The organism is Rhizobium sp. NXC24, assembly GCF_002944315.1.
GTDB lineage: Bacteria > Pseudomonadota > Alphaproteobacteria > Rhizobiales > Rhizobiaceae > Rhizobium.
The window spans coordinates 430,447-442,868 of the sequence record NZ_CP024314.1 but is presented as its reverse complement, the minus strand read 5'-3'; the positions used below and the strand labels follow the sequence as shown (position 1 = coordinate 442,868).

Annotated in this window: 11 protein-coding genes and 3 pseudogenes; 5 read left to right on the top strand and 9 right to left on the bottom strand. The window is 59.0% G+C overall.

The features are described 5' to 3' along the window. Window positions 1-42: 42 nt before the first annotated feature. Genes NXC24_RS26020 through NXC24_RS26005 form a run of 4 tightly spaced genes read left to right on the top strand, consistent with a single transcriptional unit; the run spans window position 43 to window position 4,528 of the window. Window positions 43-1,254, top strand: a complete 1,212-nt coding sequence (locus tag NXC24_RS26020) for an ABC transporter permease subunit (RefSeq protein WP_104826302.1) — start codon at window positions 43-45, stop codon at window positions 1,252-1,254. After that, the gene (locus tag NXC24_RS26015; protein WP_104826301.1) at window positions 1,251-2,375 is read left to right on the top strand and encodes an amino acid ABC transporter permease; all 1,125 of its coding nucleotides are present in this window, start codon (window positions 1,251-1,253) and stop codon (window positions 2,373-2,375) included. Before NXC24_RS26020 ends, NXC24_RS26015 begins: the two co-directional genes overlap by 4 nt. Before the next feature lie 25 nt (window positions 2,376-2,400). Then, window positions 2,401-3,159, top strand: a complete 759-nt coding sequence (locus NXC24_RS26010; RefSeq protein ID WP_104826300.1) for an amino acid ABC transporter ATP-binding protein — start codon at window positions 2,401-2,403, stop codon at window positions 3,157-3,159. A gap of 46 nt (window positions 3,160-3,205) precedes the next feature. Continuing rightward, entirely contained in the window at window positions 3,206-4,528 is a 1,323-nt protein-coding gene (locus tag NXC24_RS26005; RefSeq protein WP_104826299.1) for a D-serine ammonia-lyase, read from the top strand. A gap of 145 nt (window positions 4,529-4,673) precedes the next feature. Here the strand turns inward: NXC24_RS26005 and NXC24_RS26000 are convergent, their stop codons facing one another. Beyond that, complete coding sequence (locus NXC24_RS26000) at window positions 4,674-5,582, bottom strand: LysR substrate-binding domain-containing protein (RefSeq protein ID WP_104826298.1); 909 nt, start codon at window positions 5,580-5,582, stop codon at window positions 4,674-4,676. A gap of 177 nt (window positions 5,583-5,759) precedes the next feature. Between NXC24_RS26000 and NXC24_RS25995 the strand changes: the two genes are divergently transcribed. Further along, window positions 5,760-6,680, top strand: coding sequence for an alpha/beta hydrolase (locus NXC24_RS25995; protein WP_245464155.1), 921 nt, complete (start codon window positions 5,760-5,762; stop codon window positions 6,678-6,680). A gap of 36 nt (window positions 6,681-6,716) precedes the next feature. Here NXC24_RS25995 and NXC24_RS25990 read toward each other — a convergent pair. The 8 genes and pseudogenes from NXC24_RS25990 to NXC24_RS25955 form a co-directional block, all read right to left on the bottom strand. After that, window positions 6,717-7,176: pseudogene (locus tag NXC24_RS25990) on the bottom strand (glutathione S-transferase family protein); the annotation flags it as partial. A 50-nt stretch (window positions 7,177-7,226) separates the two neighbouring features. Continuing rightward, window positions 7,227-7,975: pseudogene (locus tag NXC24_RS25985) on the bottom strand (SDR family oxidoreductase). Window positions 7,976-8,003: 28 nt separating this feature from the next. Then, a pseudogene (locus NXC24_RS25980) lies at window positions 8,004-8,660 on the bottom strand (DNA polymerase ligase N-terminal domain-containing protein); the annotation flags it as partial. A 174-nt stretch (window positions 8,661-8,834) separates the two neighbouring features. Continuing rightward, window positions 8,835-9,146, bottom strand: coding sequence for a DUF982 domain-containing protein (locus tag NXC24_RS25975; protein ID WP_104827838.1), 312 nt, complete (start codon window positions 9,144-9,146; stop codon window positions 8,835-8,837). A gap of 176 nt (window positions 9,147-9,322) precedes the next feature. Next, complete coding sequence (locus NXC24_RS25970) at window positions 9,323-9,832, bottom strand: Hsp20/alpha crystallin family protein (RefSeq protein WP_104826296.1); 510 nt, start codon at window positions 9,830-9,832, stop codon at window positions 9,323-9,325. 94 nt (window positions 9,833-9,926) lie between these two features. Next, window positions 9,927-10,400 carry an Hsp20 family protein gene (locus NXC24_RS25965; RefSeq protein WP_104826295.1) on the bottom strand — a complete coding sequence of 158 codons (474 nt, stop codon included), beginning with the start codon at window positions 10,398-10,400 and terminating at the stop codon, window positions 9,927-9,929. Window positions 10,401-10,776: 376 nt separating this feature from the next. Continuing rightward, a complete protein-coding gene (locus NXC24_RS25960; protein WP_104826294.1) occupies window positions 10,777-11,871 on the bottom strand; it encodes a glycosyltransferase family 4 protein in 1,095 nt (364 codons plus the stop codon). 89 nt (window positions 11,872-11,960) lie between these two features. After that, window positions 11,961-12,377 (bottom strand): hypothetical protein, encoded by a 417-nt coding sequence (locus tag NXC24_RS25955; protein ID WP_104826293.1) that lies wholly within the window; start codon window positions 12,375-12,377, stop codon window positions 11,961-11,963. Between the last annotated feature and the right edge of the window lie 45 nt (window positions 12,378-12,422).

The window sequence follows — 12,422 nt, the reverse complement described above, 5'->3', positions numbered from 1 at the left end:
ACCGTGACGTTTCGCCCCCCTGACACCTGGAGCCTGACGACAATGACAATCCATGAAACGAGTCCAGTCCACGGCATGGTAGACCATGATCACCTGAAGTCGCGGCGCCTGCGCAACCGCATACGACACGAGGCAATCCAGTTCGGGATCATAGCCATCGTCGTCGCACTCCTCGGCCTGCTGGCATATGCGGTGAAGTCCGGACTTGCCGAGAAGGGCATCCGGTTCAGCTTTTCATTCCTTGCGAACACCGCGGGCTTCGACATCAGTGAAGGCTGGACCCTGACCGCCGGCGAAGGCTTCCTTCCCGACTTCACGCTCTTCTCGTCCGACATGACGGTTGCATCTGCCTTCGCCACCGGCATCTTCAATACCGCGAAGGTCGCGATTCTTGCCATCATCCTCAGCACCATTCTTGGCACGATGCTCGGCGTCGGCCGCCTATCGACCAACTGGGTCGTGCGCAATCTCTGTTTCTGGATCGTCGAGTTCGTCCGCAACACGCCGCTGCTGATCCAGCTCGTGTTCTGGTACTTCGCTGTCGTCCTGCGTTTTCCGCCGATGGCATCGGCCGCGCACTTTTACGGCTTGATCGTCAGTCAGCAGGGCGTTTTCGTTCCTACCCTTTCATGGACCGGCGGCGACTCCATGATCTCAATGGCGCTGATCACGCTCACTTGGGTTTCTGTTCTCGGAGCCGTCTTTGACCCTGTCAAAGGCATCCGTTGCACCTGCGTAGCAGCAACGGTGGTCTGCCTCGCACTCCTCTTCGCGACGGGCGGGGTAGCGATGAGCTTCCCGCTCGCCAACAAGTTCAAAGCCAGCGGCGGCACGGGCATGAGCCCCGAAATGGCGGCCCTTCTCCTTGCGATAATCGTAAACAGCGCTTCGTTCATCGCGGAGACTGTCCGTGGCGCGATCGACGCCCTGCCGAAGTCGCAATGGGAGGCCGCAGCCTCGCTCGGCTTGAACCGACGCTGCACCGTGAAAGACATCGTGCTCCCACAGGTTTTCCGCGTGGTGCTGCCGTCTTTCGGTAATCAGTACATCAGCCTGACGAAGAACACAGCCCTGGGCATCGCCGTCGGATATCCCGATCTGTTCAACATCTACGGAACGATCGCCAACCAGACCGGCCACAGTCTCGAAGGCATCATCATCGTGATGGCGTCTTACCTGATCCTGAGCTGGATCATAAGCACGATCGTCTACTGGACAAACCGCCGTCTGAACCCAATGGGAGTTTCACGATGATCGCCACCTCAATCAAGTGGACCCGTCACAACCTCTTCGCTAAGCCGTTCGACGTCGTCCTTTCCCTCCTCGTCATCCCGGGTGTCCTCTGGCTCGCCAATTCGATCGCTGAGTGGGCAGCTATATCGGCGAAGTGGGACATCATCGTGCAGAGCCTTCGTGTTCTCATGATCGGCGTGTTTCCTGCCGACCAAGCTTTGCGTGCATGGACGGCCTCGGCAGTCATCGGCGCAATTCTCGGCGCGGGCCTCGGCTGTGTCTTCCCTTTCAGGCCGCACCACGGTCTCGTTCTACTGCTGGTGCCGGTCCTGCTGCTGATCGTAGATGGCGGCTTCGGAAATGCACTGCCCGCCAGCGGGATCATCGCGTCGACCATGCTTGGCTGGGCGCTGACCTCCTATGTGTCCATATCCAGGAAGATCCTTCCGGCCGCAGCGTTTACAGGCTTCGTCGTCATCGTGGCCGTCATGGCGCCTCCAGGTGTCGGCCTTTGGGGTGGACTGCTGCTTAGCGTACTGCTTACGCTCGTAACGGCCGTTCTCTCCCTGCCGATCGGAATACTCCTTGCCTTCGGCCGCCAGAGCCGTCTGTCGAGCCTGCGGATCATCTGCACCTGGTACATCGAGGTCATGCGCTCGGTTCCACTCATCCTAGTCGTCTATTGGATTTGGATTCTGATGCCTGTCTTGGCGCCTCAATGGGGATTGGCTGATGTCGCGCGTGGCATGATCGGCTTCACGATCTTCTATTCAGCCTACGTCGCTGAATACGTTCGAAGCGGCCTCCAGGCGGTGCCGCGGGCGCAGACCGAAGCGGCGCGCTCCCTCGGCATGAGTGAGTTCGATATCAACCGCTCGATCCTTCTGCCACAGGCGCTTCGCGTTGTCGTCGCCCCGCTGGTCGGCAACGTGCTCGACATCTTCAACTCGGCGCCGCTCGTCTTCATCATCGGCCTCACCGACTTCCTCCGTGCCGGGCAGATGATCCTTGCGAACCCGCAATATGGCGACCGGACGTTCGAAGTCCTCTCGTTCCTTCTCATAACCTATTTCCTGATCGGCTCGATGATCACCTATGCCGCACGCAAGCTCGAAGACCACATGGCGACAGGTAGCCGCTGAGCTTATGAAACACGGAGATTCCACGATGAACGCCATCGTCGAAATGAAAAGCATGAACAAGTTCTACGGCGCTCACCATGTGCTCAAGGACATCGATCTCTCTGTGACCCGCGGTGAAGTCATGGTCATCTTGGGCGCTAGCGGTTCGGGAAAATCGACCCTGATCCGGTGCGTCAACGGTCTCGAGATGTACCAGAACGGCAGCCTCGTCGTTGATGGTTTCGACATGCCTGTCGAAGCAGATCGCAGGCTGGGCGGAGAACGCGAGCTTGCCGCGATCCGAAAGGGCGTCGGCATGGTCTTCCAGCAGTTCGGTCTTTTTCCGCACAAGACAGTGCTCGACAACATCACGATTGCTCCCATGCGCGTCCGCAAGAAGTCTCGGGATGAAGCCGAGGCGACGGCAATGAAGCTTCTGGACCGCGTCGGCCTTCGAGCCCATGCCCACAAGTATCCGGGGCAGCTTTCGGGGGGCCAACAGCAGCGCGTGGCGATCGCCCGCTCGCTGGCAATGGAGCCGCATCTCATGCTGTTCGACGAACCGACAAGCGCTCTCGACCCGGAAATGGTCGGCGAAGTCCTCGACGTGATGCGCGAACTCGCCGCTTCCGGTATGACGATGATGGTCGTGACGCATGAGATGGGCTTCGCACGCGAAGTCGCCGATCGCGTCGTCTATATCGATCAGGGATCAATCCTCGAGATCGGCAAGCCCGACGAATTTTTCGACAACCCCAAGAATGATCGTGCGCGCTCCTTCCTCGCGCGGGTCTTGAAGCACTGACGAGAGAGTCCCTCTTGTCCCGGTCCACGGAAGCTTGGAAACTGACATGAACGCAGTACTGCCCGCCGACCCCGCTCGCGACGACATCCTCGCAGCACGCCCGACGCTTTGGCTCAACCCGCTCTACCGTCAAGGCGCAATCGAGACTTCGGACCTGCCGATCTCTCCTGCGGATGTTCAGCGTGCCCACATGAATTGGCAACGCCTGGCACCCCTCCTCGCCGCCTGCTTTCCCGAACTCGAATCCACGAACGGTGAGATCCGTTCCGAATTGGTCGAGCTCAAGGAGCTCCGCGAGGCCCTCGGATACCGCACGCGGGAATTTGGAAACGTCTTCATCAAGGCCGATAGCCACCTCCCGGTCGCAGGCTCGATTAAGGCACGCGGCGGCGTGTATGAAGTGTTCCTGTTTGCGGAGGGTCTTGCGCGACACAATGGCTTCCTCACCGACGGCGAAGACATCCGCAAGCTAGCGACTGATGAAGTCCGGACGTTCTTCTCGCAATACACCGTCGCTGTCGGCAGCACGGGCAATCTCGGTTTGAGCGTGGGTATTGCTGCACGCGCGCTGGGTTTTAAGGCCACCGTCCACATGTCTTCAGATGCCAAGACCTGGAAGGTCGAGCGTCTGCGGAAACTTGGCGTGGAGGTCATTCAGCACGAAGCGGATTACACGACCGCCGTGGAGAACGCCCGCACCATCGCCGAAGCCGAGCCGACTATTTATTTCGTTGACGACGAACAATCCAGGCACCTCTTCCTAGGCTACAGCACGGCAGCATCGGAGTTGGCGGGGCAACTGGATGAACGTGGCATAACCGTCAACGAGGATAATCCCCTTTTTCTTTATCTGCCCTGCGGTATCGGTGGAGCGCCTGGCGGGGTTGCTTTCGGCGCAAAGGCGATCTTCGGCGACAACGTGCACGCGTTTTTCGTCGAACCCGTTCAGTCTCCATGTGCGCTCGTCCACATGATGTCCGGCTCGCGGGACCTGGTCTCGGTTTATGACGTGGGTTTGACGAACAAGACGGAAGCCGACGGCATGGCAGTCGCCCGGATGTCGGCGTTTGTGGCGACCGTGATGCGAGAAATGCTTGCCGGGGTCTTCACGGTGGCGGACAACGACCTCTTCAAGCTATTGCGTATGGCGTGGACGACCCAGCGCCAGAAGCTCGAACCGTCTGCGGCTGCGGCGCTGCTGGGTCCCGACTTCATCGTCCGCCATTCAGAGGGACGGCGCTTCCAGACTCAGCATAGCATCGAAGACAAGATGCCGCGAGCGACGCACGTCCTTTGGACGACGGGCGGATCGTTCGTTCCTGAAGAGCAATTCAGGAGGTTTTTGGATCAAGTGGGCTCGCTGAGCTGAGCAGTATATTAGGTATGGCTTGGCGTAAATCTAGTGTCTAGGACGCCGCAAAGTGCGTTCTGTCGATGAACCTAAGGCCGTTTGCAGAAGTCGCTATGCCCCGCCTTGAATGGATCCGAACCTGCGACCGGAAGGCTAGTCCTCGTTACCCGAGATTGTAATCGGCGCAAAAGTCCAGAAAGGCCCTGAGCTTGGGCAAAGATTTAGACTGCGCCGGAAAGTAGATGAAAAATCCCGGCATGACCGGCATAAAATCCTCAAGACACGTCTCAAGAATTCCCTGCTCGACAAGCGGCGCGACATTGGCTGCGATATTGTAGGTTAGCCCCACACCCGATGCTGCCGCCGACAAGGTCAAATCGGCCGTGTTGACTGTGAGCGGCCCCTTCACCGCAATGTCGAAGACCCGCGCTCCACCATCGCTCGCCTTCTCCTCGAAGGCCCATCGATAGACCCTGCCGCTGGTTTGCCGGATGTTGACACAGGAATGTTCAGACAAATCCTCAGGCCGCTTAGGTTTGCCCCTCTTTCTGAAATAGTCCGATGAGCCCACCACCACCATCGGACAGGACTTCATGAAGCGAACCGCGATCATGTCCTGTGCGATGGTTTCGCCGATACGAATACCTGCGTCGAACCCTTCCGCCACGATATCGATGAACCGATCCTCCATCGCAAGCTCCAGCTCGATATCGGGATAGGCGTCTGCAAATCCGGCCAGCAGCGGCTCGATTTGCGGTTGGGCCACGAGCGGAACGTTGAGACGCAGCACGCCCGCCGGTCGCATCCCGAAACTCTGGGCCGCCACGAACCCGGTCATCACTTGCGACACGCCCTGTCGAGCATGCTCCAGAAACAAAGCACCTGCATCTGTCAGCCCCACAGACCGGGTGGTTCGGTTCAGAAGCGGCGTGCCGACCCGGCTCTCCAACTGCTTGATTGTCCAGCTGATCGCAGCCGGTGTAACACCCAGCTCAAGGGCTGCGGCCTTGAAGCTTCTCTTTTCCGCCACACGGGTGAAGGCCAAGATACCGTCGAGCAAATCTGCACGCATTATCAAATCCAGTTTGAGAGCCCATACAAGCAAACGCATATTGTCAAAAAAAGCGTTGAAGTACAAATTCTGATCTGGATCAATGAGGATACAAAAATGGCACCCTTGTCTCTTTCCCGCCGCAGCTTCGGGCTTGGCCTCGGAGTAGCAACGGTGTTGTTCCACACAGGAGTTGGTATGTCTGAGATCTTGAACGATAAGCGCGGCTCTTCGCCGCTGACGGTCAGCTTCGCGAGCGGCGACAGCTTCGTCGTCGGACATCTTTATCTGCCGGCCGGTTACAAGCCCTCAAAAAAATATCCGGCAGTTGCCGTCGGCGGTTCGTTCACGTCGGTGAAAGAGCAGATGGGCGGCACCTATGCCGCAGAATTGGCCGCTCGCGACATCATCGCGCTGGCGATCGATTATCGCAATTACGGCCAGAGCGGCGGGACTAAGCGCCAGTACGAAGACCCGGCTTCGAAGGCTGAGGATTTTTCCGCCGCACTGCGTTTCCTTGCAAGCCGGTCCGACGTCTCAGGGACAGGCCTGCTCGGGATCTGCACATCGGGTGGCAATGTTCTTTACACCGCGGCACAGGACAGCGAGGTGGGAGCGGTCGCCACGGTCGCGGGCTTTTTTTCGGAGCCATCATTGGTGGCGTTGATTAAGAAGGCCCCCGATGCCGTTGAACGGCTCAGGTCCGATGGTCAGCGCGCGCGAAAGCACTTTGAAGAAACGGGCGAGATCGAGACCATTCTCGCCTATCACAACACCGATCAAACCGCAGCGAGCGTCAGCCCCAGCGAATACTATCTCGACCAGTCCCGTGGCGGCGGCGTCCGCGCCTGGCGAAATGCATTTGCCGTCTTGGCATGGGAGCCGTGGATCGATTTCGACCCGGTTTCGAAGGCTGCGCAGGTCACGGCGCCGACGCTCATCGTGCACTCTCAAACGGCTGCGTTCCCCGATCAGGCGCTTAAGGTGCATGGGCTGCTGGCCGGTCCCAAGGAAATCTACTGGACGAGCGGAAAGCACTTCGATTTCTACGACCAGGCTGAGAAGGTTCAGGAGTCCGCCGACCGCGTCGCGGAGCATTTTCGCGTCAATCTCGGTTGAGCGCTTAGCTTTCTTCAATGTCCCCGGAATGACGGCGGCGCCGGCGAAATACGGGCCCGCCCCGAGCTCAGCCTCGGCCTCCAGCTTCCGGAGCCGGTCGCGGAACGCGGCTCGTTTGGCGTCCGCGGTCGCCGGATCGGTGGCGTTGAGGAATTGCCAGCCATCGGCCAGGGTCTGCGTGGCGAATTCGATCCACGCGCGCTGCCGCGCGCAGCAGCGCATTGTCGGGATACATCGCCGCGCCGCCTTGCGTTTCTTCCAGATTCTCGCAGATCACCACGCTTTCGAAGAGGATGGCGTCCTCCTCGTCGGTCTGGTGCACCTTGAGCAGTGGAACCTTGCCGGTCGGCGAGAGCGCCAGGAACCAGTCCGGCTTGGCCGAGAGGTCGACGTTGATCCGCTCGAACGGCACGTTCTTCTCGAGAAGGACGATCGCGGCGCGTTGAACGAACGGGCAGAGCGGGTGGCTGATGAGTGTCAGGCTAGGGTCGGGCATGATGGCCTCTCGGTGTGACGGCAATTCCGGATGGAGGAGCGGCGCGACGATCAGATCGCCTGGCCGCCCGAGATGTCGAAGGTGGTGCCGTTCGCCCAGCCCATGTCTTCGGACAGGATGGCCGCGACCGCGCCGCCGATGTCGTCGGGCTCGCCGACACGGCCAAGCGCGATGGTCCCGGCGACATAAGCGTTGACGTTCGCATCGTCGCGGACCACGCCGCCGTCGCGATGGCGCCCGGCGCGATCGTGTTCACGCGGATCTGCCGCGCCCCCAGCTCGACCGCCATGAACTTGGTCAGCGTCTGGATGGCCGCCTTCGCCGCCGCATAGAGGCCGTAGCCCGCCATGGTGACGCGCACGAAACCCGACGAGACGTTCAGGATGCGCCCGCCGTCGGCGATCAGCGGCAGCAGCTTCTGGGTCAGGAAGACCGGGCCGCGCAGATGCGTGTCGATCAGCGAGTCGAACTGTTCTTCGGTCGCGTCGGTCAGCAGCGCATACAGGCCGTGGCCGGCATTGTTGACCAGGAAATCGAACTGCTGGCGGCCGAACCGGGTCTTCAGCGTCTCGGCGACCGTCTCGGCAAATGCCGGGAAGCTCGCCGAATTGCTGACGTCGAGCGCGATCATTGCGGCCTGGCCGCCCAGCGCCTCGATCTCCTGGCGTAGCGTATCGGCCTCTGCCGCGACGCTGCGATAGGTGCCGATGATGGCGACGCCGCGCTTGGCAAGATGCAGCGCCATGCTGCGGCCGAGGCCGCGGCTGGCGCCGGTGATGAGTGCGATCTGCTTGGTCATGGTCTGTCCTTCCTGGAGTGGTCTCGCCGGTGTCCCAAACGGCGTCGGCCTCGATCGTTCCACCTTCGACCATGAACGGCCTGGGTTTGCAGCCCTTGCCTTCAGCAATCATCTCCATCGAGCGTCCTGACGCCACCGATGTCGCATTTTTCTCCAGGACCGCGGCGCCATTTTTCTCTACCGAAAACTCGTCATGGTGCTTGATCAACAGCCAGTTGTTGCGCTTGCCGGGATCGCGATCGTTGCGCATGCGCACGAGCACGAAGCTGCCATGCAGGCGTTTTCCCTCCAGCGTGAATTTGAAATCCCCTTTGGCCAAAGCCTGGTAGGGGCTTTTCCTGCCTTCCGGCTCCCAATAGCCGCGGTCCCATAACATCACCGTGCCGCCACCATATTGACCTTTCGGTATGGTGCCTTCGAAGTCGCCATAGTCGAGCGGATGATCCTCGACCTCTACTGCCAAGCGCTTGTCGTGCGGATCGAGAGACGGTCCTTTGGTGACGGCCCAGCTCTTGAACACACCATCGAGTTCGAGGCGCAGATCGTGATGCAAACGTGTGGCGTCATGCTTCTGGATGACGAAGCGCCGGCGGTTGGTCTTTTTGATCGGTTCCTTGCCGCTCGGCTCAGCGGTTTTGTCAAAATCGCGTTTGGATCGGTAGGTCGATAGCTTGTCGCTGGCCATGACAATTCTCGGACATAGGTCGTGAAACGGAAAAGCCACTCAAGCCTTTGTTGTTCCACGTGCCGATGATACCGCGGAGTAGCCAGTTATCGATCGTAATGACGATATTGGAAGCCCCGAGCAGCGCGAGAGCCAGGTCCCGCCTCGAGCGAAGCGGGACACCCAATGCCGCATTTAGATCGCAGCCATTCGTTTGGCTGCGGGTGGGTAAGTATGCGGCTTCACTTTTGACGCAGTCATGACGGTCGCCATGCCGGCTTCGAGGCATGCGGCCATGAACGCTTCCCGCGCGATCACCGCGGGAACGGCGCCATTGAGCGCACCGCGACAGGTTTTCACGGCCCGCTCATGGCGTTCTCCATGTCGCAACGGCCATTCGTTTTCGAGAAAATCGAGAGCGTCGTAGACGCCAGCAAAGGTGCGGTCCAAACCGCATTGTAGGCGGATCGTCACCGGACGATCCCAGGGAACATTATTCAGCGGCATTTTCTTCCTCCTTTCCACGCCACCTATCTTCCTGAATAGGATATTGGAATTGGCCGCCGCGCCTTCAAGTATCGGCGCGGCGTCGAGGTCATCTTCAGACTCTCGAAAATCGCAAATCATCGCAAACTCTGCTGAAGGAGCCGCAGATGTACCGCGGCCCCAGAAGGTTGGGCTGATTAGCTCTTGATAGCGATACGCTTGACCTGCGACTGTGCCTTATCGCTCTTCGGCAAACTGACGGTCAGCACGCCGTTCTTAAAATGCGCATCGACCTGGTCCTCCTTGACCTCGACGCCGAGGGGGATGCGGCGCTCGAACCTGCCATAATAACGCTCGGAGAACTGGCGAGTCTTGTCCTCGCTCTCGGAACGTTTTTCGCCCTTCAGCGTCAGCACGCCATCATTGAGCAGGACCTCGATGTCCTTTTCCTCCAGCCCAGGCACTTCGGCCGTTACCTTGATCTCCTTGTCAGTGTCGGAGATTTCGACGCTTGGCCAGCCGGCTCCAAAAGCAGGAGCGTTGCCGACAGACCGCAGGCCGGAACCGAAACCACGGAATACGTCATCGAAGAGGCGGTTCACCTCGCGATGGAGCGACAGGAAGGGATCACGGTCGTCCTCGCGAAGGAGACTTGGAACCTGGTTGCCGTTGTCGCGGCCCCAGGGTATCAGATCACGAACACTCATGTTTTTCTCCTTTCCATTTGTTCAGTGGGCAAGCTTCGCGGCGGCGCCGGAGCTGCCCCGACGCTCTGGTACGAATTGCCCTGCCCTCGGGAGCCTAAGCCGCCTTCTCGGCCTCAATCTGTCTGGTCTCGGCCTTCGGCAGAGCCATGTCGTTCGCTATTTCGATCTGGCGCGGCTTCATCTCTTCAGGGATTTCGCGCTTGAGATCGACCGTCAACAGACCGTTGACGAGGCCGGCGCCGACGACCTTGACATGATCGGCAAGCTCGAACCGACGCTGGAACGAGCGGCTCGCAATGCCGCGATGCAGATATTGGACGTCGTCACCCTCCGTCTTTTGGCCAGAGACCAAAAGCATGTTTTGCTCCTGGGTGATCGTCAGTTCTTCCTGCAAGAAGCCCGCTACGGCCATGGCAATGCGGTAATCGTCCGCACCGGTCTTGACAATGTCATACGGGGGCCAGTTGTCGATCGTCTCGGTGCGGCTTGCGGCCTCGAGCACATTTAGCATTCGGTCGAAGCCGATACTCGACCGGAACAGCGGGGAAAAATCGAGGTTTGTCCTCATAGCCATATCCTCCTTATAAGCAACATGGATACAAGGAGACGCCAAGAGCACATGGCGTCTCCTGGACTTGTCGATCCCAATTGGGCAATCGAACAATACTAATATAATTCAGCGGGTTGCGGATTCAAGAGAAATGGAAAATTACCCATAAAACTAATTTTTGACGTCTCACATTCACTCACAAAAAAACAGCGCTGACGTCTTCGGAGGTCTGTGTCGTATCCTCGCCCTTTCCGTAGAGGGATGGTGCGCATGGCAGTCGCGGAAGGGCGAGGCGCTCATTAGCGTGCAGACGAATTCCTAGCGGGGATCGAACCCTCCAATACTATGTTTGGCCTGCTGCCTGCAGCACCGATCGCCAAAGGTCTCGGCTTTCCTAAGCAACGATCTGTAGATCGGCCGCCTGGCCTTTGAGGTGGCGAAGTCGCGCCGCTTTCGTCCGGGTACCGGGCAACTGTCGATAGATGTCGAGATAGTCCCGCGCCATCCGTTCGGCTGTGAAACGCATCTCAAAACTGTCCCGGACCTTGCGACGGTCGAACCGCAGCACCCATTCGATGTTTTCCACGGCTTCCTCGACGCTATCGACCAGCACACCGGAGATACCCTCATCGATCACTTCGGGAACGGAACCGCAGCGGAAGGCAATGACCGGCGTGCCACAGGCCATGGCCTCGATCATGACAAGTCCAAACGGCTCTGGCCAGTCGATCGGAAACAGCAGCGCGATGGCATTGCCAAGGAAGGCCGCCTTCTGGCACTCGTTGATCTCGCCGATGAATTCCACATTCGGATAGCTCTTTACCATCGGTTCGACCACCGTTTGCCAATAGGCCTTGTCAGCATCGTCGATCTTGGCGGCGATCTTCAGCGGCATGCCGACCTTTGCGGCAATCTGGATTGCTCGGTCCGGCCGCTTCTCGGGCGATATCCGTCCGAGGAAGGCGAGATAATTCCCACTCGGCTTTTCCGTAAAGGGCAGCAGGTCGTCTGGCAGTCCATGATAAACTGTTCCGGACCAGTTGACCGGCGGCATCGGCCGGCGCTGATCGTTGGAGATCGAGACCAGCGGAATGTCGGGAAAAACTTTATAGAATGGCTTTAGATCCGGTAGATCGAGCCGTCCATGAAGCGTCGTGATCGTGCGATCGGCAAAATCTCGGATCAGCGGGAAATGTAGGAGATCGATATGGAAGTGGAGGACATCGAATTCCTGCGCACGCTGGCGGATCTCCTCCAGCATCAAGATCTGATGCGGCAGGTTGTCCTTGACGGCCGGGTTGAACCGCAGCGCGACGTCCGAGCACGCCACCAGCTTGGCGCCGGTCACGGAATCGCCGCTGGCGAAAAGAGTGACGTCATGGCCTTGGGCGACAAGTTCCTCGGTGAGATAGGAAACTATCCGCTCGGTTCCTCCATAAAGCTTCGGCGGAACACTTTCAGCGAGCGGTGCGATCTGGGCGATCTTCATCGGCAAAACCTCCTCTGTTGAGCAAAGAGTCGTCGGCAAAAATCAGGCCCGCATCCTCAAAGAGGCACGCGGCAGGTCAGAAGGAAGGTCTACATCTCGAACGGTTGTCGGCGACGGTCTCCTTTCCAATAACGACATAGGTCAAAGCCGCCAAACCAGCGTGCTTGCGATTTCCGGCGACGGGCATGGTTAATGGAGCCGGCCGAATCTTGGTCTCCAGCTCGCTGATCGTCTTCGTCCAAGGCCTTCAACGCTTCCATGATCTCATCATACGAGACCTCCTTATCCGCCCCCGGATAAAGCCGAAGGGCTGGAATGGACTCAATGGCAAAGATGTCGGATGCCCAGGACGCAAGAATGGCCCGCTTCTCTTCCTTGCCGATGTCAGGGGATGCAAGTACATCACGCGGGTGATCGAAATGTTTGGCCGGATGAAGTAGATGCGCGGCGCTGATCACTGCCGCGGCTTCCTCCGGTACGGATTTGCTAACATTTTCCTTTCTCATTGCTGGCTCCATAGATCTTAACCGATGGAACTTGAGGTTTGATCG

Bases quoted from the DNA above. Each gene is read 5' to 3' on its own strand.
- NXC24_RS25995 (WP_245464155.1), top strand. From the start codon at position 5,760: ATGTCTGAGATCTTGAACGATAAGCGCGGCTCTTCGCCGCTGACGGTC.
- NXC24_RS26005 (WP_104826299.1), top strand. From the start codon at position 3,206: ATGAACGCAGTACTGCCCGCCGACCCCGCTCGCGACGACATCCTCGCA.
- NXC24_RS25975 (WP_104827838.1), bottom strand. From the start codon at position 9,146: ATGCCGCTGAATAATGTTCCCTGGGATCGTCCGGTGACGATCCGCCTA.
- NXC24_RS26010 (WP_104826300.1), top strand. From the start codon at position 2,401: ATGAACGCCATCGTCGAAATGAAAAGCATGAACAAGTTCTACGGCGCT.
- NXC24_RS25965 (WP_104826295.1), bottom strand. From the start codon at position 10,400: ATGAGGACAAACCTCGATTTTTCCCCGCTGTTCCGGTCGAGTATCGGC.
- NXC24_RS26020 (WP_104826302.1), top strand. From the start codon at position 43: ATGACAATCCATGAAACGAGTCCAGTCCACGGCATGGTAGACCATGAT.
- NXC24_RS25970 (WP_104826296.1), bottom strand. From the start codon at position 9,832: ATGAGTGTTCGTGATCTGATACCCTGGGGCCGCGACAACGGCAACCAG.
- NXC24_RS25960 (WP_104826294.1), bottom strand. From the start codon at position 11,871: ATGAAGATCGCCCAGATCGCACCGCTCGCTGAAAGTGTTCCGCCGAAG.
- NXC24_RS25955 (WP_104826293.1), bottom strand. From the start codon at position 12,377: ATGAGAAAGGAAAATGTTAGCAAATCCGTACCGGAGGAAGCCGCGGCA.
- NXC24_RS26000 (WP_104826298.1), bottom strand. From the start codon at position 5,582: ATGCGTGCAGATTTGCTCGACGGTATCTTGGCCTTCACCCGTGTGGCG.
- NXC24_RS26015 (WP_104826301.1), top strand. From the start codon at position 1,251: ATGATCGCCACCTCAATCAAGTGGACCCGTCACAACCTCTTCGCTAAG.